General features: G+C 66.3%; 27 protein-coding genes and 1 tRNA gene. 13 read left to right on the top strand and 15 right to left on the bottom strand.

What is annotated here, in order from left to right; translation table 11 throughout:
* The first annotated feature begins 43 nt into the window (after positions 1-43).
* From ABWP22_RS01945 to ABWP22_RS01930, 4 genes are all read left to right on the top strand, one after another.
* Positions 44-631, top strand: coding sequence for an ankyrin repeat domain-containing protein (locus ABWP22_RS01945; protein WP_353198238.1), 588 nt, complete (start codon positions 44-46; stop codon positions 629-631).
* A 79-nt stretch (positions 632-710) separates the two neighbouring features.
* Positions 711-2,006, top strand: coding sequence for an ActS/PrrB/RegB family redox-sensitive histidine kinase (locus ABWP22_RS01940; RefSeq protein WP_353198237.1), 1,296 nt, complete (start codon positions 711-713; stop codon positions 2,004-2,006).
* Positions 2,006-2,551, top strand: a complete 546-nt coding sequence (locus ABWP22_RS01935) for an ActR/PrrA/RegA family redox response regulator transcription factor (RefSeq protein ID WP_353198236.1) — start codon at positions 2,006-2,008, stop codon at positions 2,549-2,551. Before ABWP22_RS01940 ends, ABWP22_RS01935 begins: the two co-directional genes overlap by 1 nt.
* Before the next feature lie 43 nt (positions 2,552-2,594).
* Positions 2,595-4,379, top strand: a complete 1,785-nt coding sequence (locus tag ABWP22_RS01930; protein WP_353198235.1) for a DUF885 domain-containing protein — start codon at positions 2,595-2,597, stop codon at positions 4,377-4,379.
* Here the strand turns inward: ABWP22_RS01930 and ABWP22_RS01925 are convergent.
* From ABWP22_RS01925 to ABWP22_RS01880, 10 genes are read right to left on the bottom strand one after another with little or no spacing between them, the layout of a single operon-like run.
* Positions 4,370-4,834 (bottom strand): MmcB family DNA repair protein, encoded by a 465-nt coding sequence (locus tag ABWP22_RS01925; protein WP_353198234.1) that lies wholly within the window; start codon positions 4,832-4,834, stop codon positions 4,370-4,372. The genes ABWP22_RS01930 and ABWP22_RS01925 overlap by 10 nt on opposite strands.
* Positions 4,835-4,872: 38 nt before the next feature.
* Complete coding sequence (locus tag ABWP22_RS01920; RefSeq protein ID WP_353198233.1) at positions 4,873-5,448, bottom strand: cell wall hydrolase; 576 nt, start codon at positions 5,446-5,448, stop codon at positions 4,873-4,875.
* Between the two features lie 32 nt (positions 5,449-5,480).
* Positions 5,481-5,810 carry a DUF1491 family protein gene (locus ABWP22_RS01915; RefSeq protein WP_353198232.1) on the bottom strand — a complete coding sequence of 110 codons (330 nt, stop codon included), beginning with the start codon at positions 5,808-5,810 and terminating at the stop codon, positions 5,481-5,483.
* A gap of 4 nt (positions 5,811-5,814) precedes the next feature.
* A complete protein-coding gene (locus tag ABWP22_RS01910; RefSeq protein WP_353198231.1) occupies positions 5,815-6,297 on the bottom strand; it encodes a PTS sugar transporter subunit IIA in 483 nt (160 codons plus the stop codon).
* An 11-nt stretch (positions 6,298-6,308) separates the two neighbouring features.
* Positions 6,309-6,947, bottom strand: a complete 639-nt coding sequence (gene hpf, locus ABWP22_RS01905; protein ID WP_353198230.1) for a ribosome hibernation-promoting factor, HPF/YfiA family — start codon at positions 6,945-6,947, stop codon at positions 6,309-6,311.
* A gap of 42 nt (positions 6,948-6,989) precedes the next feature.
* Positions 6,990-7,655 (bottom strand): DNA polymerase III subunit epsilon, encoded by a 666-nt coding sequence (gene dnaQ, locus ABWP22_RS01900; protein WP_353198229.1) that lies wholly within the window; start codon positions 7,653-7,655, stop codon positions 6,990-6,992.
* 38 nt (positions 7,656-7,693) lie between these two features.
* The gene (gene coaE / locus ABWP22_RS01895) at positions 7,694-8,278 is read right to left on the bottom strand and encodes a dephospho-CoA kinase (protein WP_353198228.1); all 585 of its coding nucleotides are present in this window, start codon (positions 8,276-8,278) and stop codon (positions 7,694-7,696) included.
* Positions 8,275-9,087, bottom strand: a complete 813-nt coding sequence (locus ABWP22_RS01890) for a shikimate dehydrogenase family protein (RefSeq protein ID WP_353198227.1) — start codon at positions 9,085-9,087, stop codon at positions 8,275-8,277. The genes coaE and ABWP22_RS01890 overlap by 4 nt, the downstream gene beginning before the upstream one ends.
* The gene (locus ABWP22_RS01885) at positions 9,084-9,677 is read right to left on the bottom strand and encodes a Maf family protein (RefSeq protein WP_353198420.1); all 594 of its coding nucleotides are present in this window, start codon (positions 9,675-9,677) and stop codon (positions 9,084-9,086) included. Before ABWP22_RS01885 ends, ABWP22_RS01890 begins: the two co-directional genes overlap by 4 nt.
* Complete coding sequence (locus tag ABWP22_RS01880; RefSeq protein ID WP_353198226.1) at positions 9,677-10,540, bottom strand: pyruvate, water dikinase regulatory protein; 864 nt, start codon at positions 10,538-10,540, stop codon at positions 9,677-9,679. Before ABWP22_RS01880 ends, ABWP22_RS01885 begins: the two co-directional genes overlap by 1 nt.
* A 386-nt stretch (positions 10,541-10,926) precedes the next feature.
* On the opposite strand from ABWP22_RS01880, the gene hemE reads away from it, so the two are divergent.
* Genes hemE through ABWP22_RS01860 form a run of 4 tightly spaced genes read left to right on the top strand, consistent with a single transcriptional unit; the run spans position 10,927 to position 15,262 of the window.
* Positions 10,927-11,967, top strand: coding sequence for a uroporphyrinogen decarboxylase (hemE, locus tag ABWP22_RS01875; RefSeq protein ID WP_353198225.1), 1,041 nt, complete (start codon positions 10,927-10,929; stop codon positions 11,965-11,967).
* A 3-nt stretch (positions 11,968-11,970) separates the two neighbouring features.
* On the top strand, positions 11,971-12,420 hold the full coding sequence (locus tag ABWP22_RS01870) for a CopD family protein (RefSeq protein ID WP_353198224.1): 450 nt from the start codon (positions 11,971-11,973) through the stop codon (positions 12,418-12,420).
* Between the two features lie 5 nt (positions 12,421-12,425).
* Positions 12,426-14,867 carry an ATP-dependent helicase HrpB gene (gene hrpB, locus ABWP22_RS01865; protein ID WP_353198223.1) on the top strand — a complete coding sequence of 814 codons (2,442 nt, stop codon included), beginning with the start codon at positions 12,426-12,428 and terminating at the stop codon, positions 14,865-14,867.
* An 11-nt stretch (positions 14,868-14,878) separates the two neighbouring features.
* The gene (locus ABWP22_RS01860; protein ID WP_353198222.1) at positions 14,879-15,262 is read left to right on the top strand and encodes a nuclear transport factor 2 family protein; all 384 of its coding nucleotides are present in this window, start codon (positions 14,879-14,881) and stop codon (positions 15,260-15,262) included.
* Positions 15,263-15,377: 115 nt separating this feature from the next.
* Here ABWP22_RS01860 and ABWP22_RS01855 read toward each other — a convergent pair.
* The 5 genes from ABWP22_RS01855 to ABWP22_RS01835 form a co-directional block, all read right to left on the bottom strand.
* Positions 15,378-15,451, bottom strand: a tRNA-Arg gene (locus tag ABWP22_RS01855).
* A gap of 65 nt (positions 15,452-15,516) precedes the next feature.
* Positions 15,517-15,939: a DUF1178 family protein gene (locus ABWP22_RS01850; RefSeq protein WP_353198221.1), complete on the bottom strand. Its 423-nt coding sequence runs from the start codon at positions 15,937-15,939 to the stop codon at positions 15,517-15,519.
* A complete protein-coding gene (locus ABWP22_RS01845) occupies positions 15,936-16,760 on the bottom strand; it encodes a carbon-nitrogen hydrolase family protein (RefSeq protein WP_353198220.1) in 825 nt (274 codons plus the stop codon). The genes ABWP22_RS01850 and ABWP22_RS01845 overlap by 4 nt, the downstream gene beginning before the upstream one ends.
* The gene (gene grxC, locus ABWP22_RS01840; protein ID WP_353198219.1) at positions 16,757-17,014 is read right to left on the bottom strand and encodes a glutaredoxin 3; all 258 of its coding nucleotides are present in this window, start codon (positions 17,012-17,014) and stop codon (positions 16,757-16,759) included. Before grxC ends, ABWP22_RS01845 begins: the two co-directional genes overlap by 4 nt.
* 50 nt (positions 17,015-17,064) lie before the next feature.
* The gene (locus ABWP22_RS01835) at positions 17,065-17,853 is read right to left on the bottom strand and encodes a ComF family protein (protein ID WP_353198218.1); all 789 of its coding nucleotides are present in this window, start codon (positions 17,851-17,853) and stop codon (positions 17,065-17,067) included.
* Positions 17,854-17,898: 45 nt separating this feature from the next.
* Between ABWP22_RS01835 and ABWP22_RS01830 the strand changes: the two genes are divergently transcribed.
* The 5 genes from ABWP22_RS01830 (at position 17,899) to tsaB (ending at position 21,014) form a co-directional block, all read left to right on the top strand.
* Complete coding sequence (locus tag ABWP22_RS01830) at positions 17,899-18,684, top strand: class I SAM-dependent methyltransferase (RefSeq protein WP_353198217.1); 786 nt, start codon at positions 17,899-17,901, stop codon at positions 18,682-18,684.
* A gap of 38 nt (positions 18,685-18,722) precedes the next feature.
* Positions 18,723-19,187 (top strand): universal stress protein, encoded by a 465-nt coding sequence (locus ABWP22_RS01825; RefSeq protein ID WP_353198216.1) that lies wholly within the window; start codon positions 18,723-18,725, stop codon positions 19,185-19,187.
* A gap of 85 nt (positions 19,188-19,272) precedes the next feature.
* Positions 19,273-19,827: a NifU family protein gene (locus ABWP22_RS01820; RefSeq protein ID WP_353198215.1), complete on the top strand. Its 555-nt coding sequence runs from the start codon at positions 19,273-19,275 to the stop codon at positions 19,825-19,827.
* Entirely contained in the window at positions 19,827-20,420 is a 594-nt protein-coding gene (locus tag ABWP22_RS01815) for a malonic semialdehyde reductase (RefSeq protein ID WP_353198214.1), read from the top strand. The genes ABWP22_RS01820 and ABWP22_RS01815 overlap by 1 nt, the downstream gene beginning before the upstream one ends.
* A 9-nt stretch (positions 20,421-20,429) precedes the next feature.
* Positions 20,430-21,014 carry a tRNA (adenosine(37)-N6)-threonylcarbamoyltransferase complex dimerization subunit type 1 TsaB gene (gene tsaB / locus ABWP22_RS01810; protein WP_353198213.1) on the top strand — a complete coding sequence of 195 codons (585 nt, stop codon included), beginning with the start codon at positions 20,430-20,432 and terminating at the stop codon, positions 21,012-21,014.
* Positions 21,015-21,021: the final 7 nt, after the last annotated feature.

Below are 21,021 nucleotides of genomic sequence, written 5' to 3'. Positions count from 1 at the left end.
AATCATGCTGGCAAGGCCTTAAGCATGTGGGGATGACTTGTCGATGATCAGACATTTGGTGGCGGTCCTGATGGCGCTGGCGCTGGCCGGCCCGGCCGCTGCGCAGTTTTCCGACAGCTATAATTTCCTGAAGGCCGTGCGGGACCGCGACGTCAACAAGGCGATCGAGATGGCCGACAAGCCCGGCACCACCGTGGTCAATACCCGCGACAATGACACTGGCGAAGCAGCAGTGCACATCGTGACGCGGCGCGGCGATCTGGGCTGGCTGGGGCTGCTGTATCAGAAGGGCGCCAACCTGAATGTGAAGGATCGCGAAGGCAATACCCCGCTGATCCTGGCGGCCATCACCCGCTGGAACGACGGCGCATCGACGCTGATCCGCCTGAAGGCCCAGGTGAATGCGCAGAATCGGCTGGGCGAAACCGCCTTGCTGAAGGTGGTGCAGGCACGCGATCTGGGATTGGCCAAGGCGTTGATCGAGGCCGGTGCCAATCCCGATATTGCCGACAACAGCGGGATTTCGCCACGCATCGCGGCAGACAATGATGTCCGCGCCGGCGCAATCGCCAAATTGTTCAAGGACATTCCGGCCAAGCCCAGCGGCCGCGTGCAGGGGCCGTCGCTGTAAACATCCTGTACGGCGGGCGCAATTGTCGCATACAATCTGCCGCATGGGCGCAGCGGTCTTGGGGGTTTAGGCGATGGCAATGGAACGTCCGTCCATTGCAGCAGCGGCCTTCGATCGGCCCGGGGTACGCGTGCGCACCTTGGCGGCGATCCGTTGGATTGCGATCCTGGGCCAGTTCGCCACGCTTCTGGTGGTGGGGATGGGCTTTGGTTACCCCTTGCCGTGGGGATCGCTGCTGGCCGCAGTGGCCGCGTCGGTCATCCTGAATTTCGGCCTGTCGACGCTGTACGGACGCAATGACCGGATGACCGGCCGCGAACTGGCGCTGCATCTGGCCTTCGATCTGATCCAGGCCGGCGTGCTGCTGTTTCTCACGGGCGGGCTGGCCAATCCGTTCGCGCTGCTGCTGATCGTGCCGGTCACCATCGCGGCGACCTTGTTGACCGCCAAGGATATGGCGCCGCTGGTGGCGCTGGCCTTTGGGGTGCTGGCGGTGCTGTGGTTCGGGGCGCAACCCCTGCCCTGGCTCGGGCCGCCACCGGAATTTCCGCTGATCTACCGCTTTGGCGATGTGATCGCCTATGCGCTCGCCATCGGCTTTCTCACCGTTTATCTGTGGATGGTCTCCGCCGAAAGCCGCGACCGCGCCCGGGCGCTGGTTGCCACGGAAGCCGCCTTGACTCGCGAAGCCCGCATGAATGCGCTCGGCAGCCTGGCGGCGGCGGCGGCGCACGAACTGGGAGGGCCGCTCGGCTCCATCTCGCTGATCGCCCACAGCCTGGAAGAGCAGTTGGGCGATGATCCTGATTTCGGCGAGGATATCCGCCTGCTGGCCGCCGAAGCCGCGCGCAGCCGCCGCATCATGAAGGGCATCGCCACCCGCGCCGAAGCCGAAGATCCGTTCGCCACGCTCACCCTCGATCTGCTGCTGCACGAGGTGGCGCAAAGCGTGAAGCCCAGTCGCGTGCCGGTGCATGTGGTGGCATCGCAGCCGCAACCGCTGGTGCAACGATCGCCGGAACTGCTGCACGCCTTCAACAACCTCGTGTCCAACGCCGCGCGCCATGCCGGCACGGAAGTGCGCATCGAAACCATCATCACGCCCTCCGAAATCCGCGTTGCGGTGCTGGATGATGGTTTCGGTTTTCCCCCCGATCTGCTGCCGCGGCTGGGCGAGCCCATCCTGGGCCCGACGCGGTCCAAATCCAATTCCACCGGTCTGGGCGTGTTCATTGCCACCACGCTGATTGAACGGACAGGCGGCCGGCTGTCCTTCTCCAACCGACCCGAAGGCGGCGCGCGCGTGGACGTGCGCTGGCCACGCGAAGAGTTTGAGGTTAGTGAAAACCTTGTGGCACAACAGGAGCCCAACTGATGGCGAGTACGCCCGAACCCGAAACCCGTCCGCTGCTGCTGGTCGATGATGATGCCCCGTTCCGCCAGCGTCTCGGCGTGTTGCTGGCGCGCAAGGGCTTTGCCGTCACGGCGGTGGGCAGCCTGTCCGAAGCGCGCATTGAAGCCGCACGGCTGAAGCCTGGCCATGCCGTGGTCGACATGCGGCTGGAGGATGGCAACGGCCTCGATCTGGTCACGGAAATGCGGGCAACCAACCCGGATGTGCGCATCGTGATGCTGACCGGCTATGGCAATCTTGCCACGGCGGTTGCGGCCGTGAAGGCCGGCGCGATCGATTATCTCGCCAAGCCGGCTGACCCGGAAGACATTGTTCGCGCCCTTTCCGCCGATGGCAGTGCCCGCCCGGAAGCCCCGCCGGAACCGATGTCGGCGGATCGGGTGCGCTGGGAACATATTCAGCGTGTCTATGAACTGTGCGAGCGCAACGTTTCCGAAACCGCACGCCGGTTGAAGATGCACCGTCGCACCTTGCAGCGCATCCTGGCCAAACGCTCACCCAAGTAAACCGCCCCCTTGCAATCCTGCACCAAGCTGGTTGGATGCAGGCATGTTGAACCGTCGCTCCGCCCTGGGCCTGCTGGCCGCTGTTCCCGTCGCTCCGGCGCTGGCCGCCGCCGACACGCCATCATCGCGCTTTGCCGCGCTGATTGCGCGGGCGGCGGCCGATGATGTAGCCCTGGCACCCAATGGCCCGCCGGGGCAGCGCCGGCCAGCCGGCCAGCCGGTGTTCATCGATCCGCTGACGGACGCGTGGGCCGCCACGACCCTAGCCAACAAGCGCAGTGCGGCGGCGGCGCTGGCCCGCATCGATCGCGGCGCCCTCACCCCGGCCGAGCGCATCGCCTATGATGTGTTCGGGCGCAGCCTGAACCAGACGATTGCCTTCCACAGTTCCGGCCTGTTCGCGATCCAGCGGCAACTGGCGCTGAACCCGAGTTTCGGCCTGCACATTGAATTGCCGGATTATGTGTCCGGCGCCGGTGCGCTGTTCGAAACGTCGGCGGATTATCAGGACGGGCTGGAACGGCTGCGGCTGTTTGCCGGCCATATGGACATGGCGCTGGTGCGCCTGCGCGAAGGCCTGGCCAGCGGTAACATCCAGCCGCGGGTGCTGGTGGAGAACGTCATCCGCCAGGTTGAGGCGCAGCTGGCCCAGGCACCCGACGACACGGCCTTCATGGGGGCGATCAAGCGCCTGCCGCCGGCGCTGTCTGCCGATCAGGAGCAGTGGACGGCCGCCTATCGCACCATGGTGACCGGCACCGTGCTCCCGGCCTATGCGCGCTGGCTGGAATATCTGCGCGGCACCTATCTGGCGCGCACACCGGCCACGCCGGGGCGATCGGGCATCAAGGATGGCCTGCGGCTGTACATGTTCGAACTGGAGCGCCACACCACGCTGCCGATGGCGGCCGCCGATATCCATGCGCTGGGCCTGCGCGAAGTCACCCGCATTCGCGCCGAATTCGAAAGCGTGCGCGGGCAATTGGGCTTTGCCGGCGATCTGAAGGCGCTGTTCGAACATGTCCGCACCGATCCGCGCTTCTATTGCAAGACGGAAGTCGAGTTGCTGGGCCGGTTTGCCGAGATTGAATCCCGCATCTGGCTGGGGATCCCGCGCCTGTTCCATTCCCGCCCGAAGGCACCGTTCAAGGTGGCACCCCTGCCGGGGCTGGGCGGCCAGCGCGGCACCGGATATTATCGGGCCGGGCCACCCGATGGCGTGTCGCCGGGCATCCTGTATTTCAACATGTCCATGCTTGATACGCGGCCGATTCCGACGCTGGAAACGCTGACCCTGCACGAAGGCATCCCTGGCCATCATTTCCAATCGACGCTGGTCAACGAAGACAAGGCGCTGCCGGCCTTCCTGAAACGCGGCGGCAGCACGGCCTACACCGAAGGCTGGGGCCTTTATGCCGAATCGCTCGGCCGCGAACTGGGGATGTTCACCGACCCGTGGCAATGGTTCGGCCATCTCGACATGGAAATGCTGCGCGCCGTGCGGCTGGTGGTGGATACCGGGCTGCACGCGCTGGGCTGGAGCCGTGATCGTGCCATCGCCTGTATGCTGGACAACACCTCGATGGCGCCACGCGATGTCGCGGTGGAGATCGATCGCTATATCGCCCAGCCCGGCCAGGCCTGCGCCTACAAGATCGGCGAGCTGACCTTCGCGCGGCTGCGCCGCGAGGCCACGGCGGCGCTGGGGCCGAAATTCGACGTGCGCGATTTCCATGAGGTCTGCCTGAACACCGGCGCACTGCCGCTGGCCGTGCTGGAAGCCAAGGTGAAGGACTGGATCGCCGGCGGCGGCGGCCGTCAATCGTAGCCGAGCAGGGCGCTTTCCGGATCGACCAGGCCCAGCCAGCGATTGGCGGCGCGGCGGGCCAGCGCCACGGTGATCGCCCGGCGCCGCGCCGCATTGAGCGGGCGGCACGGCGCAGCGCGCAGCTGTTCGGCGTCATAGCTGTCCGCCACGATCAGGCCGGTCACGTCGGGCCTGAACGCCGGTGTGTGCAGATCATCCAGCGGCAAGCCGGCCGGCACCGCCCAGAAAAACCGGTCACAATGATTGAGATAATCCGGCCATTTGCGATCACCGCGCAGATCGGCGAGGCTGACCTTGATTTCGACGATGGTCAGTTGCCCGGCCGGATCGATGCCCAATATGTCGGCGCGGCGGCCGCCGGCCAACGGCACCTCGGCGAGCGGGCTGATGCCGGCGCGCAGTAGCCAGCGGCAGGTGCCGCGCAGCACATCGGTCGCCGTATATTCATGCCCCATAGATGGGGGTCTGCCAGAACGTAGCGGGAACGGCAAGCTCAGCGATAGAAGACGTGATTGCCGATCTTCGCAACGCGCGTGAGGCGCCAGCGGGGGCTGAGCCGGGCGGCGTGGAAACTGTGCGCACCTGCTGCCATGTCGTGCCAAAGGCCGGCGACGGCGATGCGGGCGACGGCCATGGCCGTGGTGAAAGTGGTCGTGCTGCGCTTGACCTGCGCGGCGTTGAAACTGAACTGGCGCGGCGCCTTGATCACGCCGCAGATATTCTTGCCCCACCGCCCGATGCGGGCACGGTTGACCACGGCCTGGGCGACGGCCAACTGACCTTCCAGCGTTTCACCGCGGCTTTCGAACCAAACCGCAGTGGCCAGGCAATCAAGTTCCGCCGGCTCGGCGGCGGCGAGTTGCGGATCGGCAGCGGCCATCTGCACCAGGGCCGGCAGACCGGTTGAGGAGCCACCGGTATCGGCAGACGCCACCACAACGCGAACATCATCGGCCGGCAGGATCGGCAAAGTCGTATCGGCCAGCGCCGGGCCGGCAAGCGCCATCACGATCAGGGCTGCGCATTGCACGCCGCGCCGCGCCAGAAATTGAAGAGCCGATGCAACCATGGACACAGTTTGAGCGTGGGGCGCTGATTGCTTCAAGCACCGGTGAGCATTTCGGCGACGAACTGCCCTGCCTGCGGGATATCCAGTTCGATCACCCACAAATCCGGGTCACGTCCCCGCGCCCGTTCGATCCACGGCGCCACCGCATCGCCGCTCGCCAATTCGGCAAATTCATAGGCGCCGCTGACGGCCAGCACGGCTGCCAGCAGGCATTCCCGGCCGCCATCGCGGCTGACCACGGCGATGGCGCCGGCCACATCGTCGCCGTGCGCCAGCACCGTGGCAAAGCCGCCTGCCGCACTCACCCGGCGGCGGAGCGCATCAATCTTGAAGCGGCTGGCCAGCCGCGGCAGCGCGTCCACCGGCTCAGACGACCGGCACAGATTCGAGCGACACCGCCGCGAGCATGGCCGCGGCCGTGCGGGCGCTGCGCAGCGCCGGCAGGGTTTCGGGATGGCGCAGCGTTCGGCCGATCCGCGCCAGCGCCTTCAGATGATCGACGTCGGCCTCGGCTGGCGACAGCAGCAGCACCAGGACATCGACCGGTTGGCCGTCCACCGCCAGCCAATCGACGGCCACCGGCAGCCGCGCCAGCAGCACGATGCAGCGCGGCAGACCGGGCAGCCGCGCGTGCGGGATGGCGACACCGCCGCCACCGCCAGTGCTGGCCGCGGCTTCCCGGGCCACCAACATGGCCTGGAGGGCCGATGCTGGCGCGTCGGTGTGAGCGGCGGCGGCCCGCGCCAGCGCCAGCAGCGCGGCGTCACGCGACAAGGCCTCCAGCGCCGGGAACACCCCGTCCGCCACCACCAGCCCGGCAAAGCCGGTACCCAGACCACTATATGGCATGTGGACAGCGTTCAACCGGCGGCCACGGCGCGGCGCGGCGGCGCGGCGGTCGCAACGTTCACAACGCGCGGCTCCACCCAGCCGATGGTGCCATCTTCGCGGCGATAGACCATGTTGTGGGCGCCGCTGGCGCTGTTGACGAACAGCAAGGCGGTGGTGTTGCGCAGATCAAGCATCATCACCGCATCGCCCACCGAAGCGGTCGGGATATCGACGCGGGTTTCGGCGATGATCAGCGGGGCATCGCCGGCCGGTTCGGCATCATCGTCCGATCCGGCAAAGATCTTGTATTCGGCGTTGTCGAGCGGTGGCAGTTCGGCCAGTGGCGGCACGTCGCGCGCGGCGGCCGGCGAATGACGATCCTTCAGCCGGCGCATGTAGCGGCGCAACTGCTTGTCGATGCGTTCGGCAGCGGCATCAAAGGCCGCGTGCGCGCCATTGGCTTGCGCCGTGCCCTTCAGGATCAGATCGGCCATCACGTGCATGACGATATCGCAGGAAAAATGCCCGTGCGGCGCCGGGCCGAGCGTGACATGGGCGGACAGGGCGCGCGGGAAATATTTTTCCGCCATTGCGGTCAGGCGTTCGCGCACATGTTCGGCAAAGGCCGCCCCGGTATCAACCTGGTGGCCGGAAATGCGAATATCCATTGTATATTCTCCTCGCGTGCTGCTGACAGGCCCTGAATAGGGTCACGACAGCCAGAGCGGGTCTTTCAGGCCGCTCACGAACGCGGCGTGACGGGCCAGCTCCTCTGGGCTGGCATCATGGGCACGCGCGGCAAGACTCACCCGCTCGTATACAGTGTCGTCGTCGCCTGCGTCGCTGGCAAGGTCGAATCCGATCTGTCGGCCTCCGGTCAACTCGATATAGACACGCGCCAGCAGTTCGGCGTCGATCAAGGCACCGTGCTTGGTGCGACCTGAAAGATCAATACCATACCGGTTGCACAGGGCATCGAGCGTGTGCTTGGCGCCAGGGTTGGCCTTGCGGCTGATCTCCAGCGTGTCGATGGCACGTGCCATCGGGATGATCGGCATCCCCGCCCGCTTCAGTTCCCAGTTGAGGAACTCCATGTCGAAGGCGGCATTGTGCGCAACCAACGGCGCATCGCCGATGAAGGCGAGGAAATCGTCGACCACCTGTTCAAAGATGGGCTGTCCGGTCAGGAAGTCTGACGACAGGCCGTGCACCCGCTCGGCATCCTTGGGCATGGGGCGCTGCGGATCGAGATAGGTGTGGAAACTGCGCCCGGTCAGCGAGCGATTCACCATCTCCAGCGCGCCGATCTCGACAATACGGTGGCCATCACCGGGCATGATGCCCGTGGTTTCAGTGTCCCAGACGATCTCGCGCATGACCCCCTATGCCCCCACAGGCGGGTGCGGGGCAAGCCTTACAAGCCGGCGACCAGGCGTTTCACCGCCAACCAGGTTTCGCGCCGGCCGCGCCCGGTTTCGATGACCACATCGGCAAGCCTGCGCTTTTCGCGGTCCGGCATCTGGCCCTTCAGGATGCCGGCGAATTTTTGCGCCGTCATGCCAGGCCGCGCCAGCACGCGCGCGCGCTGCACGCGGAAGGGCGCGGAGACCACCACGGTCAGATGGCAACGCTGCCATCCGCCCTTTTCGAACAACAAGGGCACATCGAGAACGATGGCGGGCTTCAGCCGATGCGCGCCAAGGAATTCGCTCTGCGCTTCGGCCACCAGTGGATGGAGGATCTGTTCGAGCCGGCGCAACTGCGCGTGATCGCCAAACACCGCCGCGCCCAACTTTTCCCGGTGCAGGCCGCCTGCATGGGTGGTGCCCGGAAACGCCGCTTCGATCGCCGCCAGCGCACGGCCGCCCGGACCTTGCACGCGGCGCACTTCGGCATCGGCATCGAACACCGGCACGCCCAGTTTGCGGAACATGGCCGCCACGGTCGATTTGCCCATGCCGATGGAGCCGGTGAGGCCGATGATGGTGGCACGGCTCATTTTGTCAGCAGCCTCCGCAGTTCATCGTCATGCGCGCGCGGCGCTGGCGCACCAAAGAACAGCGCGAACGCTTCGGCGGCCTGGCCGATCAGCATGGCGAGGCCATCGATCGTGGCCAGCCCGCGCGCGCGCGCGGCCTTGAGCAATCCCGTTTCCAACGGCGCATAAACCGCATCGAACACAGTGGCATCCTGCGGAAGCCGCGTCAGATCGAGTTCAAGCGGTGGCTGCCCGACCATGCCCAATTGTGTGGCATTGAACAGCAGGCCGGTACCATCGGGCAGCGGCGCCCCCCATGGCATGACCCCGCCGGGCAGGCCGCTGGCGGTGTGGATCGCCCTGGCCTCCACCTGGTTGCGCGCCAGCAGCCACAAATGTGCAGCGCCGGCCTGACGGGCCGCAGCCACCCCGGCCCGCGCCGCGCCGCCACTGCCGACCACCAACACCGTACGCGCCGCCATGGCCGCCGCAGCCGGCACGTGGATGCCGGCGACATCGGTGTTGTGACCATGCAGCTGCCCATCCGCCCCGACCAGGATCGTGTTGATCGCGCCGACCGCCGTGGCGCCGGCCGATATTGATGCGAGATGCGGGATCGCCAGCAATTTGTGCGGCACCGTCACATTCACGCCGCGCAGGCCCATGGCCGGCATCGCCGCCAGAAATTGCCCCAGACGATCGGGTGCCACCGGAAAGCGGCTGTAATCACCGTCAAGTCCCAGCTTGCCCAGCCAGAAGCGGTGGATCAGCGGGGATTTCGAATGGGCGATCGGCCAGCCGATCACGCCCGCCACGGCAGGCTGGATCATGATGGCAACAGGCCGCGCACGCGCAGATAATCCAGCACCGCCAGCAACGGCAGGCCGCGGATGCTATACTGGTCACCATCGACGCGGGTGAACAGCTGCGCGCCCAGCCCTTCGATGCGATAACAGCCGACGCAACCAAGCACCGCATTGCCTTCGGCATCGAGATAGTCGGCGATGAATGCGTCGGACAGGGCGCGCATGGTCAGCTTGGCCGAACCCGTGCTGCGCCACACCGGTTGTCCGCCCTCGCAGATCACCGCCGCCGAAATCAATTGGTGGCTGGTGCCAGACAGCGCGCGCAGTTGCGCTTCGGCGCGCGCGCGCGTTTCCGGCTTGTTGAGCAGCGTGCCATCCTGTGCCACCGCCACACTGTCTGCCCCCAGCACCAGCGCGCCGGGCTGCTGGCGACTGATCTTCAGCGCCTTCACTTCGGCCAGGGCATCGGCAATGCGCAGCGGGGTCGCACCTTCGGCCTGCAGACCGGCGGTGATTGCATCCTCATCGACATGCGCCGGCAACGCCTGGTGCGGCACCCCGGCGGCGATCAGCATGGCGCGCCGTGCCGCGGATTGGCTGGCCAGCACCAGCATCACGGCTCGCCCGCTGCAATGGCGATGCGCTCGGCACGCGCCTGGTGGAGATTGATGATCGCCGCGGCCGTTTCCTCGATGCTCCGCCGTGTGACATCAATCACAGGCACATCATGATCGGCAAAGAGCCGGCGGGCAAAGGCCACTTCGGCTTCGATGCGATCGGCATTGACATAATCGGTGTCAGGGGTTTGCCCCAGGCTGAGCAGACGATTGCGGCGAATGGATTGCAGCCGGTCAGGCGCTGTGGTCAGCCCGACCAGCAAGGGGCCTTCGATCGTCCACACATGCGGCGGCGGCGGCGATTGTGGCACCAGCGGGATATTCGCCGTCTTGTAGCCGCGGTTGGCAAGATAGATCGATGTTGGCGTTTTCGAGGTCCGCGACACGCCGAGCAGCACGATATCGGCCTCTTCCAGCTCTTCGCGGCTGGTCAGGGCGCCATCATCATGCACCATCGTGTAGTTGATCGCATCCACGCGGCGAAAATAGGCCTGATCCATCACATGCTGACGCCCCGGCCGGCGGGTGGCAGCCTGACCGAGCAATTCCGACATCGCCGAAATCGTCGGATCGAGCGGTGAAACCATCGGCAGGCCGAGCGTGGCGCAGCGGCTTTCCAGCCGATCGCGCACCGCGCCATCGACCAGCGTGTAGATGACAAGCCCGGGTTTCTTGGCAATTTCCTCAATGACGCGATCAAGATGGCCTTCGCTGCGCACCATCGGCCAGAAATGCTTCACGGCCTGTGCGCCCTCGAAGCGGGCGAGGCTGGCCTTCGCCACCGATTCGAGCGTTTCGCCGGTCGAATCGCTGATCAGATGCAGATGCAGCAGGTCTGGCACGGTGCTGGCCGGGCTCATGCCGCCACCAGCCGCATGCGTTGCTGCGGGGGGACGAAATATTTCAGTCTGATGACTCTGTGGAAAACCATGGGCGAGCAGCGTTAGTGCCTGTGTGGCGGCGGGAGCAAGTCACATTTCCGCCAGAACGCACACCATGGCTTCGCATGATCATTCGCCTGGGCACATATGCACAGCCATGCCTGTGGAAAACGGGGATGATTGCCGCGACTCGCGTGATTCCGCCGAGTCGCAGCCACTGCCGCCTGTGGACAGGGCGGCGCATGGGATTTTATCCCCACATTGCGAGCCGCCATCTACTTGCTACATCCTCATCAGATTCATTGAATGGTTGAGACACGCGCTGGGCTCTTGACCGGTTTCGCCGCTCCGTCGAAAGGAACGGCATGTCCACTGCTCTTCCCACCGATCCACCGTTGCTTGCCGTGCTGAAAGGCGAACGCCGCGATCCGCCGCCCGTGTGGCTGATGCGCCAGGCTGGGCGTTATCTGCCGGAATATCGCGCCCTGCGCGCCGAGAAGGGCGGGTTTCTCGAACTCGTTTATGACAGCGATGCCGCCGCCGAAATCACCATCCAGCCGCTGAAGCGTTTCGGCATGGACGGTGCCATCCTGTTTTCCGATATTTTGATCGTGCCGCACGCCATGGGCCAGGGCCTGACCTTTGGTCCCGGCGAGGGCCCGCAGCTGACCCCGCCGCTGCATGATGGCGATTGGTCGGCCTTGCAGCCAAACCCGCTGCACTTCGCCAAAATCTATGAAACCGTGGCCAAGGTGCGCAAGGCCATTGATCCCAGTGTGACCATGCTGGGCTTTGCCGGGTCCCCATGGACTGTGGCGACCTATATGGTCGCTGGCCATGGCAGCAAGGATCAGGCCGAAACCCGGCGGCTGGCTTATGCCGATCCGGCACGCTTCCAGGCGCTGATCGATCGCATCGTCGCGGTGACAGTGGATTATCTGTCCGGCCAGATCGAGGCGGGTGCGCAGGCGGTACAGTTGTTCGACAGTTGGGCCGGCACCTTGTCGCCCGCGCAGTTCGAACGTTGGGTGATCGCGCCCAATGCCGATATCGTTGGCCGGTTGATGGTACGCCACCCCGATGTGCCGATCATCGGCTTCCCCAAAGGCGCCGGCGCCAAATTGGCCGCTTATGCCGCCGAAACCGGTGTCGATGCCGTCGGCCTTGATGAAACCGTCGATCCCGCCTGGGCCGATGCGATGCTGCCGCCGGACATGCCGGTGCAGGGCAATCTCGATCCGCTGGCGCTGATCACCGGTGGCAAGGCACTGGAGGACGCCGTCATCCGGATCCGCCATGCGTTGAGTGGCCGGCCGCATATCTTCAACCTGGGCCATGGCATCTTGCAGGACACGCCGATCGCGCATGTCGAGCATCTGTTCAGCCTGCTCAAGAGGCCGCTGTAAGCCATGATGGAATGGGGGGTTGGCTGGCTGGAAGACGCTTATCCGTGGGTGAAGGCGCTGCATGTCGCCTTTGTCATCTTCTGGATGGCCGGATTGTTCATGGTGCCGCGCTTCCTGGTCTATTGGCATCCGGTGGTGCCTGGCGCGCCGGAGTCGCTGCTGTGGGATGAGCGCTGCCGTCGTCTGCGCCGTATCATCCTGACTCCGGCGATGATGGTCAGTTGGGCCGCCGGGCTGTCGCTGGGTTTTCACCTCGGCTGGCCGCTGTGGTTGTTGGCAAAGCTGGTGTTTGTTGTCGGATTGACAGGCTTTCACGAATGGACGCTCGGGATGGTCAAGCGCTTCGCCGCTGGTGAACGCCCGGTCAGCGAGAAGGCCCTGCGCCTGGCCAATGAAATCCCCTCGCTGGTGACGCTGGCCGTTGCGGTGCTGGTGATCGTCAAGCCATTTTGACCGCGATGGCAGCGCTGCCTGTTGAAGCGGTGCTGCCCGATGTTTTGGTGGCGCTGGCGGGCAATGCGCCGGTTGCGCTGATCGCGCCGCCGGGTGCCGGCAAGACGACGGCCGTGCCACCGGCGCTGCTCGATGCCGATTGGGCCCAGGGGCGCCGCATCATCCTGCTGCAACCGCGCCGATTGGCGGCGCGCGCCGCGGCAGAGCGCATGGCGGACCTGCTGGGAGAGCCTGTGGGGCAGACCATCGGCTATCGCACAAGGCTGGATTCGCGCACATCGGCCGCCACCCGTATCGAAGTTGTGACCGAGGGCATCTACACACGGCTGCTGGTTGGCGACCCTGAATTGGCCGGCGTGGCGGCGGTGATTTTCGACGAAGTCCATGAGCGCAGCCTCGACAGCGATTTTGCGCTGGCGTTGACGCTGGAAGCACGCGATGCGCTGCGCCCCGATCTCCGGCTGCTGCTGATGTCGGCGACGCTGGATGGCAGCGGCTTTGCCAGCATCATTCCCGATCTGCATGTCATCGAATCGCTGGGACGGATGTTCCCCGTGGAGCTCCGCCATATCGGCCGGCGCAACGAAGAGCGGCTGGAGGACGCCATGGCCAGCGCCATCCGCGCTGCGCTGGCCAGCGAGGCCGGATCGATCCTCGCCTTTTTGCCCGGTGTTGCGGAGATCGAGCGCACCGCCGAACGGCTGGAGCCGCGACTGCCAGGTGACGTCGATCTGTTCCGCTTGCATGGCGCGCGCGAGGCTGCCGACCAGCGCGCTGCCATTGCCCCCGCCGCCGGCGGCCGCCGCAAGCTGGTGCTGACCACCAGCATTGCGGAAACCAGCATCACCATCGATGGTGTGCGCGTGGTGGTCGATTCCGGGCTGTCGCGGCGACCGCAACTGGATCGCAGCGTTGGCCTGTCACGGTTGGTGACGGTACGTGCCAGCCAGGCTTCGGCCAGCCAACGCGCCGGGCGGGCCGGGCGCACGGCGCCGGGCGTGGCCATAAGGCTGTGGGATGCCGCCGAGACTGCCGGGCGTGCCGCGTTCGATCCCCCGGAGATTCTGGAAGCCGATCTGGCCGGGCTGGTGCTGGAATGCGCGCGCTGGGGTGTGAGCGATCCAGCCAGCCTGAATTGGCGCGATCCGCCGCCGTTTGCCGCCGTGGCCGATGCGCGCCGGCGTCTGGCGGCGCTGGGCGCGCTGGACGGCGATGGCCGGGTGACTCCGCATGGCGAGGCAATGGCCGTGCTGCCGCTGGCGCCGGAACTGGCGCACATGCTGATCCAGGCGGCGCGTGGCGGCCATGGTCTGCTGGCGGCGCGCATCGCGGTCTTGATTGGTGAACGCGGGCTGGGCGGCCGCAGTGACGATATCGAACAGCGGTTGACCGGGTGGGCGCGGGAACGCGGCCAGCGTGCCGAAGCGGCGCGGCGGCTGGCGCAACGCTGGGCGCAGGCGGTGGGCGCGCGTGAAACCCGTGTGGAGATCGAGGCGGCGGGCGCTGTGCTGGCGCTGGCCTGGCCGGATCGGGTGGCGCGGCGGCGGGGCTCTGGCTTTCTGATGGCCAATGGCCGCGCCGTCGCCGTGCCGGGCGAATCGGCGCTGGCGCGCGGCGAATGGCTGGTGGTGGCCGATGCCAGCGGCAGCGCCGCCGGCGCGCGGCTGTTGCTCGGCGCACCGTTGAATGGTGATGTCGAATCCACGCTGGCCAGCCGCATCGAAACCCGCGCCATCTTTGCCTATGATCCGGTGACCACGGGCGTGACGGCCGAAACCCAGCGTCGGCTGGGCGCCATCACGCTGGCGCGGCAGCCGTTGGCGCGTCCTGATTCGGCACGGGTGCGCGCCACGCTGCTGGCGGCGGTGGCCGATCAGGGGCTTGGGCTGCTGCCTTGGGGCGACGCCGCCACCGCCGTGCGCGCGCGACTGGCTTTTGCGGCGGCGCAAGGCCTGGCGCTGCCAGCCAGCGAGGATGCGGCGCTGCTCGCCAGCCTGGATGACTGGCTGGCGCCGCTGCTCGGCCGCCGCCTGTCCGACATCGGCGATGCTGCGCTGGCCGACGCGTTGCTGGGCCGGCTGGATTGGCAACAGCGGCAGCGGCTCGACCAGTTTGCCCCGGTTCGGCTCGACACCCCGGCAGGCAGCAGCCACGTTATCGATTATGCGGCGGATGGCGGCCCGGCTGTTGATGTGCGCTGCCAGGCGTTGTTTGGCCTGGCCCGCCACCCGATGGTTGGCGATGGCCGCGTGCCGCTGACCTTGCGACTGACGTCGCCCGCCGGCCGGCCGATCCAGGTGACCAGGAACTTGCCGGGTTTCTGGGCCGGCAGTTGGGCCGACGTGCGCAAGGACTTGAAGGGCCGCTATCCCCGCCACCCTTGGCCGGAGAATCCATTGGAGGCTCCGCCCACTTTGCGGGCAAAACGGCCGGGGCAAGCCGGATGAAGGAGAAAGCGATGAACCACGCCATGATCGCGCAGGCGCTGTTTGAGGCCCTGGCGCAGACCGACGACCAACGCGTTCGCGCGCTGTGTTCACCTGCGATGCTGCTGCGCCAGAATGGCGGCAAACCAATGGATCTGGAAACCCTGCTGCGCTTCAATCGGCGGGTGCATGGGGTGGTCAGCGGCTTTCGCTATGAAGAGGCCATCTGTGCGGAGACAGACAACGGCTTTGTGGAGGAACATGCGGTGCGCGGCACGCTGCGGGACGGAAGCCTGATCGATTTTGCCGCCTGCATCGTGGCCGAGGTCCGCGAGGGCCAGGTGATCAGCGTTCGGGAATATGTGGACACGGCAGCCGCCGCCCCGATGCTCGCGGCTTTGGCCGCCAGCAAGTAAGCAGCGGCCAGCACGCGGAGCCCGATGGTTGGCCGTGCGCTGGCGGGCAGCGAAGCCAGGCAGCGCGGACTGGCCGGGTCTGGGGTCGGCGGCAGATCCGCGCCCCGCAAAAACGTGCACCCGACTGGATTCGAACCAGTGGCCTACGGTTTAGGAAACCGCCGCTCTATCCTGCTGAGCTACGGGTGCGCGACGCCTTCAAGGCCATGGGGCGCGGCCGGATTCAAGCAGAAATTTGCAGCGGCCAGATATCGTCAGGCGTCGGACCGGGCGCGCGGCCGGAAGGGCAGTGGCAGCAATTGCACGCCATCTTCGCGCAGCGCCTTCACTTCGTCGGCCGATGCTTCACCATGCACACTGCGCACTTCGCCGCTTTCATGGATGGCGCGGGCTTCGGCCGCGAAGCGATCCCCGACATAGTCGCTTTGCGCCTCAAACGCCCGTTGCATCATCAGCAGGCGGGCCATCGGATCATCATTGGCCAGGCTCTGGCGCAGCGGTGACTGGTTGGATTTGGCGGGCACGGCCGGTGCCATCACCGCCTTGCCGACATTCTGTGATCCGCACAGCGGGCATTCCAGCAGGCCACGCGCCTGTTGATCGTCGAAATCGGCGCTGCTGCCGAACCAGGCTTCGAAACGGTGAGCGCCATCGCAGGCCAGATCATAAACCATCATGGCGCTGTCACCCGAAATTCGCGCCCATGTTCAAGCGCCGGCACCTTGCCGCGCGCGATGGCGACCTCGCCAAGATCAATATCAATCAAACCCACACCGGGCGCCTCGCCCATGTCGAGCCGCACTTCGCCCCAGGGCGATACCACTAGGCTGTGGCCATAAGTGGCGCGGCCATCGGCATGTTCGCCGGTCTGCGCCGCAGCGATCACCCAGCAACCGGTTTCGATGGCGCGGGCGCGCAGCAACACGTGCCAGTGCGCAGCGCCGGTGGGGCGGGTAAACGCCGCCGGCACGGCGATCATCGCAGCGCCTGCCGTGGCCAGCGCGCGATGCAAGGCCGGGAAACGGATATCATAGCAGATGGTCAGGCCCAGCGGCCCCCACGGCGTCGCGGCGACGACGGCTTCTTCGCCGGCTTCATAGGCTGCGGACTCGCGCCAGCTTTCGCTGCCCAGCGCCACATCGAACAGATGGATCTTGGCGTAGCGTGCCTGCACCGCCCCGGTCGGATCGATCAGGAAGCCACGATTGACGAACTTGTCGGATGTCTCGCTGCGCAGCGCCAGGCTGCCCAATTGCACCCACACGCGATGTTGTGCAGCAGCGGCGCGCACGGCGGCCAGCACGATATCGTTGGCTTCGGTGCGGACATGGCCGGCGGCGCGCGAGCGGTCACGATCGAGCAGACCGCTCATTTCAGGTGTGAAGATGATCTGGGCACCCTGCGCAGCCGCCTCGGCGATGCGCAGGGCAAGGCCTTCGGCTTCAACGAGGGGATCGATGCCGGTGGTGGTCTGGATCAGGCCGATGCGAAGATTCATGCGCCAAGCATCGGATCGAGCCGGCCGGCACGATCCAGGGCCAACAGATCATCGCAGCCGCCGACATGGGCGCCATCGATGAAGATTTGTGGCACCGTCTGCCGGCCGCCCGAGCGATCAAGCATCTCGCCACGCCGCGGTCCGCCGGCGCTGATGTCGATCTCTTCGAAGGCGACGCCCTTGGTTTCGAGCAGTTTCTTGGCACGTGTGCAGAAGGGGCACAGGAATTTCGTATAGATTTCAATCTTGGCCATGGCCTGTTCCAATCTTCAAGGGCGAGGCGATACACCGCCGCCGGCCAATGTCAAACATTGGCAGTTATCGTCTGTTCCGCCTTGAAAGCGGCAAAACCCCCGTCAGTGTTGGCCAAAGCGCGCGTGTAGGTCAACACGGCCACATGTCGCGCCCCGGCACGATGCAGCTGGCGTGCACAGGCCGATACAGTGGCGCCGGTGGTCATCACATCATCGACCAGCACCACGGCGCGGCCCTGTACCGCCGCCTTGCGCGCCACCTTGAACGCACCTGTGACATTGGCGGTGCGCTGCTTGCGGGTCAGCCCTTTGGTGCTGACGGTCGGCTTCACGCGGACCAGCGCATCGACCGCCAACGCCCGCCCGGACTGGCGCGCGACATGGCGGGCGATTTCGGCGGCCTGGTTGAAGCCGCGCTGCCAAAGCCGCCAGCGATGTGACGGCACCGGCACGATCACGCTATCGTCGGGCAGCGGGCCTGCCACCCGCAACATCGCCCGTGCCATCAACCGCGCCAGCACGAGCCTTCGGCCGTGTTTGAGCGCGAGCACCACCTGCCGTGCTGGCCCGCCATAGGCCAACGGCGCGCGGGCGGTGGCAAAGGGCGGTGGATCGGCCAGACACGCGCCGCATTGCGCCGCCGCGTCACCATCGTGCGGCAACGGCACACCGCAGCAAGCGCACTGCGGCGGCCCCATAAATTGCAGTGCGGCAAAGCAGGTGGCGCAAAACCGATCATCGCCATCGACAATCTGACCACAGCCCGGACAGCGCGACGGCAGCACGGCATCGATGACCAGCCGAAGCGGCAGGCTGAGCAGATGAGCGGTGCTGGCCATGCGCTGCAGCTTGCGCGGGCCATTGTCCGCCGTAAAGGGGTGGCCATGCTGGATCTGCCCTTTGATGCCATGTTGCGCCGCCGCCGGCATATCAGCGCAACGCCGGGCTTTGCCGCCGCCGGCTTTCTGCATGATCGCCTGGCCGAAGACTTGCGCGAACGCGCGGCGATGATCGCCCGGCCCTTTGCCGACGTGCTCGATCTGGGGGGGCCGCGCCCCGTTTGGCCTGCCGGCGATGGCCTGGTGGTGCGGGCGGCGCTTGGGGCCGGGCCGACGGAGCCAGCCGGCCGGCTGGTGGTGGCCGACGAGGACGGGTTGCCGTTTGCTGACGCCAGTTTCGATCTGGTGGTTGCGGCCGGCAGCCTGACCACGGTGAATGATCTGCCCGGCGCACTGGTGGGCGTGCGCCGCGTGCTGCGCCCTGATGGCCTGTTCATGGCGAGCTTTGTCGGCGGGCTCAGCCTGGTCGAGCTGCGCACCTGCCTGCTGGAGGCCGAAGCCGAGCTGACCGGCGGAGCCGGCCGCCACACGGCGCCGATGGTGGAGGCGGCCCAGGCGGCCGGCCTGCTGGCCCGCGCCGGCTTTTCCATGCCGGTCGCCGATGTCGATCGCGTCACGCTGCGTTATGCCAGCCTGTTCGGTCTGTTCGATGATCTGGCAGCGATGGGCGCGCGATCGGTGCTGGCGGATCGCCGGCCGTTGCGTCGCGATGTGCTGATCAATGCGGCGGCACGCTTTGCCGCCATGGCCGATCCCGATGGCAAAACGCCGGTAACCATCGAGATATTGCACGTCGCCGGCTGGGCGCCGATGCTGAAGCGCCCGGCGTGAGTTTTGCGTTCCCGCCGGATTCCCCTTAGATTGCTGGCATGCAAACGGCCGCAACCTATCTGGTGGTGATCGAAGACAGCCCGGAAAGCGGCGTCGCGATGCGCTTTGCCGTGCAGCGGGCCGCGCATGTCGATGCCGCGGTGGCGCTGGTCAGTGTGGTGGCCCCCACCGAATTTCTGCATTTCGGCAGCCTGCAAAGCGCGATGGCCGCCGAAGCCCGCGCCGATGCAGAAAAACTGCTCGACCGGTTGGCGACCGAAGCCGAAACATTGGCCGGTGTTCGCCCGGCCACGCGGGTGCTGGATGGGGAGCCCGCCAAGGCAATCCTGGCGCATGTGAAGAACAACCCCGGCATCCGCGCCCTGGTGCTGGGCACAGCGACCCGTGGCAGTCCGAGCGCACTGGTCAGTTTTTTCGCCGGCGAAACCGCCGGCAGCCTGCCGTGCATCCTGATGCTGGTGCCCGGCGGGCTGGAGCCGGCGCGGATTGCCGATCTGGCTTGATAGTGGACGACTTCGGTCTTAATTTGGTTGAAGCGCCGACGGCCGTAGGCCATAGCCGACGTGATCGATTCTGAAGGTACAAGCCATGTTCATCGAAACCGAGCAGACGCCGAATCCGCTGACCCTGATGTTCCGTCCCGGCCGCAAGGTCACGGGCGGCGATGGTGTCGATGTGGCGACGCCCGAAGCAGCCGGCGCCTCACCATTGGCGGCGGCGCTGTTTGCGCTGGGCGATATCGATCGGGTGTTTTTCGGTTATGATTTCGTGTCGGTGACGCGCAATCCGGCCGGCGCCGAATGGCTGGGGCTGAAGCCGCAGATCCTGGGCGTGCTTGTTGATCATTTCAGCAGCGGCGCACCGCTGTTCACCGGCACGGTGGCGCAGGCGACCTATGATGATGACCCCGCAGATGCCGAGATCGTCATGCAGATCCGCGAATTGATCGAAACCCGCGTGCGCCCGCAGGTCGCGGACGATGGCGGCGACATCGTCTATCGCGGGTTCAAGCAGGGCACGGTGTTCCTCGAAATGCAGGGTGCCTGCTCGGGCTGCCCATCCAGCACGATGACCCTGAAAATGGGCATTGAATCGCTGCTGAAATATTATGTTCCCGAAGTCACCGACGTGCGGGCAATCTGATGGCTGGCGAACCGTTGCCGGATGCCGCGCTGGCGCAGCTCTTCACCGATGCGCGCACCCATTATGGCTGGGACGACACCCCGGTGTCCGAAGCCGATCTGCGCCAACTCTATGACCTGTTCAAGATGGGCCCGACGTCGGCGAACAGCAGCCCTGCCCGGTTCATCTTTTGCCATTCCACCGCAGCGCGCGAACGGCTGGCGGCGTGCGTGAGCGCCGCCAACCAGCCCAAGGTCAAAGCCGCGCCGGTGACGGTGATCATCGGTTTCGATCCGGAATTCTATGATCGCCTGCCGGAATTGTTCCCGCATGTCGATGCGCGGCCGTGGTTCAATTGGAGCGCGGATTTCGCGCGCGAAACCGCATTCCGCAATTCGTCGCTGCAAGCCGCCTGGCTGATCATGGCGGCGCGTGCGCTGGGCTGGGACACCGGGCCGATGTCGGGCTTTGCCAAGCCGGCGGTGGACGCCGAATTCTGGGCCGGGACCAAGATCGAAACCAACTTCATCTGCTCGCTGGGCAAGGGCACCGCCGAAGGCCTGTTCCCGCGGTTGCCGCGACTGGCGTTTGAGGATGCCGCCCGTATCCTGTAACGGGCAGGCGTGACCGTTTCCCCACCCCTGCTTCTGGCGATCTCCACATCGTCACCGGCCCTGTCGATTGCGCTTGTTGCCGGGCCGTCGGTGCTGGTGTGCCGGCATGAACTGATCGGGCGCGGCCATGCCGAGGCGCTGGTGCCCGGCATCGCCGCGCTGCTGGGTGGCCAGCCACGCCCCCACGCCATATTGGTCGATATCGGGCCGGGCAGTTACACCGGCATCCGCATCGGCATCGCCGCCGCCCGCGCGTTGGGGCTGGCATGGGGCATTCCGGTGCACGGTGTTTCTGCGCTGGCCCTGGTGGCGGCACAGGCCTTTGCCGATGATCAGGCGCTGGCTTCGATACTGGCGGTGATTGATGCCGGTCGCGGTCAGCCGGTGGGCGCGAAGGTGACCCGCGGGGCCGTGGTGCCGACGGCGCGGGTGTTGACTTGTTTGCCGGCGGGTGAGGCGCTGGCCGGTGCGGGGGTGCAGTTGCTGGCTCCTGAGGCGCCAACGCGGCACGCCGGCCACCCCGATGCGCGCTATGCTGGGCTGGTTGTACCGGCGGCGCTTGGGCTGCCGACCGCGCTTTACCTCGACGATTGAGCCGCTT

It is taken from the genome of Sandarakinorhabdus sp. (assembly GCF_040398665.1).
In the GTDB taxonomy this organism is placed as follows: domain Bacteria; phylum Pseudomonadota; class Alphaproteobacteria; order Sphingomonadales; family Sphingomonadaceae; genus Sandarakinorhabdus.
Note: the sequence above shows the minus strand (reverse complement) of the source record. Positions and strands in the feature narration are given on the sequence as shown.

What these genes read in the sequence shown, in the direction of transcription:
- ABWP22_RS01860 (WP_353198222.1), top strand. Translation starts at nt 14,879, where the DNA reads ATGAACCACGCCATGATCGCGCAGGCGCTGTTTGAGGCCCTGGCGCAG.
- ABWP22_RS01825 (WP_353198216.1), top strand. Translation starts at nt 18,723, where the DNA reads ATGCAAACGGCCGCAACCTATCTGGTGGTGATCGAAGACAGCCCGGAA.
- hpf (WP_353198230.1), bottom strand. Translation starts at nt 6,947, where the DNA reads ATGGATATTCGCATTTCCGGCCACCAGGTTGATACCGGGGCGGCCTTT.
- ABWP22_RS01925 (WP_353198234.1), bottom strand. Translation starts at nt 4,834, where the DNA reads ATGGGGCATGAATATACGGCGACCGATGTGCTGCGCGGCACCTGCCGC.
- ABWP22_RS01890 (WP_353198227.1), bottom strand. Translation starts at nt 9,087, where the DNA reads ATGATCCAGCCTGCCGTGGCGGGCGTGATCGGCTGGCCGATCGCCCAT.
- ABWP22_RS01845 (WP_353198220.1), bottom strand. Translation starts at nt 16,760, where the DNA reads ATGAATCTTCGCATCGGCCTGATCCAGACCACCACCGGCATCGATCCC.
- hrpB (WP_353198223.1), top strand. Translation starts at nt 12,426, where the DNA reads ATGGCAGCGCTGCCTGTTGAAGCGGTGCTGCCCGATGTTTTGGTGGCG.
- ABWP22_RS01930 (WP_353198235.1), top strand. Translation starts at nt 2,595, where the DNA reads ATGTTGAACCGTCGCTCCGCCCTGGGCCTGCTGGCCGCTGTTCCCGTC.
- ABWP22_RS01880 (WP_353198226.1), bottom strand. Translation starts at nt 10,540, where the DNA reads ATGAGCCCGGCCAGCACCGTGCCAGACCTGCTGCATCTGCATCTGATC.
- ABWP22_RS01820 (WP_353198215.1), top strand. Translation starts at nt 19,273, where the DNA reads ATGTTCATCGAAACCGAGCAGACGCCGAATCCGCTGACCCTGATGTTC.
- ABWP22_RS01850 (WP_353198221.1), bottom strand. Translation starts at nt 15,939, where the DNA reads ATGATGGTTTATGATCTGGCCTGCGATGGCGCTCACCGTTTCGAAGCC.
- ABWP22_RS01910 (WP_353198231.1), bottom strand. Translation starts at nt 6,297, where the DNA reads ATGCCATATAGTGGTCTGGGTACCGGCTTTGCCGGGCTGGTGGTGGCG.
- ABWP22_RS01935 (WP_353198236.1), top strand. Translation starts at nt 2,006, where the DNA reads ATGGCGAGTACGCCCGAACCCGAAACCCGTCCGCTGCTGCTGGTCGAT.
- ABWP22_RS01885 (WP_353198420.1), bottom strand. Translation starts at nt 9,677, where the DNA reads ATGCTGGTGCTGGCCAGCCAATCCGCGGCACGGCGCGCCATGCTGATC.
- ABWP22_RS01945 (WP_353198238.1), top strand. Translation starts at nt 44, where the DNA reads ATGATCAGACATTTGGTGGCGGTCCTGATGGCGCTGGCGCTGGCCGGC.
- ABWP22_RS01815 (WP_353198214.1), top strand. Translation starts at nt 19,827, where the DNA reads ATGGCTGGCGAACCGTTGCCGGATGCCGCGCTGGCGCAGCTCTTCACC.
- grxC (WP_353198219.1), bottom strand. Translation starts at nt 17,014, where the DNA reads ATGGCCAAGATTGAAATCTATACGAAATTCCTGTGCCCCTTCTGCACA.
- ABWP22_RS01835 (WP_353198218.1), bottom strand. Translation starts at nt 17,853, where the DNA reads ATGGCCAGCACCGCTCATCTGCTCAGCCTGCCGCTTCGGCTGGTCATC.
- dnaQ (WP_353198229.1), bottom strand. Translation starts at nt 7,655, where the DNA reads ATGCGCGAGATCGTCTGGGACACTGAAACCACGGGCATCATGCCCGGT.
- hemE (WP_353198225.1), top strand. Translation starts at nt 10,927, where the DNA reads ATGTCCACTGCTCTTCCCACCGATCCACCGTTGCTTGCCGTGCTGAAA.
- ABWP22_RS01920 (WP_353198233.1), bottom strand. Translation starts at nt 5,448, where the DNA reads ATGGTTGCATCGGCTCTTCAATTTCTGGCGCGGCGCGGCGTGCAATGC.
- ABWP22_RS01940 (WP_353198237.1), top strand. Translation starts at nt 711, where the DNA reads ATGGAACGTCCGTCCATTGCAGCAGCGGCCTTCGATCGGCCCGGGGTA.
- ABWP22_RS01870 (WP_353198224.1), top strand. Translation starts at nt 11,971, where the DNA reads ATGATGGAATGGGGGGTTGGCTGGCTGGAAGACGCTTATCCGTGGGTG.
- ABWP22_RS01830 (WP_353198217.1), top strand. Translation starts at nt 17,899, where the DNA reads ATGCTGGATCTGCCCTTTGATGCCATGTTGCGCCGCCGCCGGCATATC.
- coaE (WP_353198228.1), bottom strand. Translation starts at nt 8,278, where the DNA reads ATGAGCCGTGCCACCATCATCGGCCTCACCGGCTCCATCGGCATGGGC.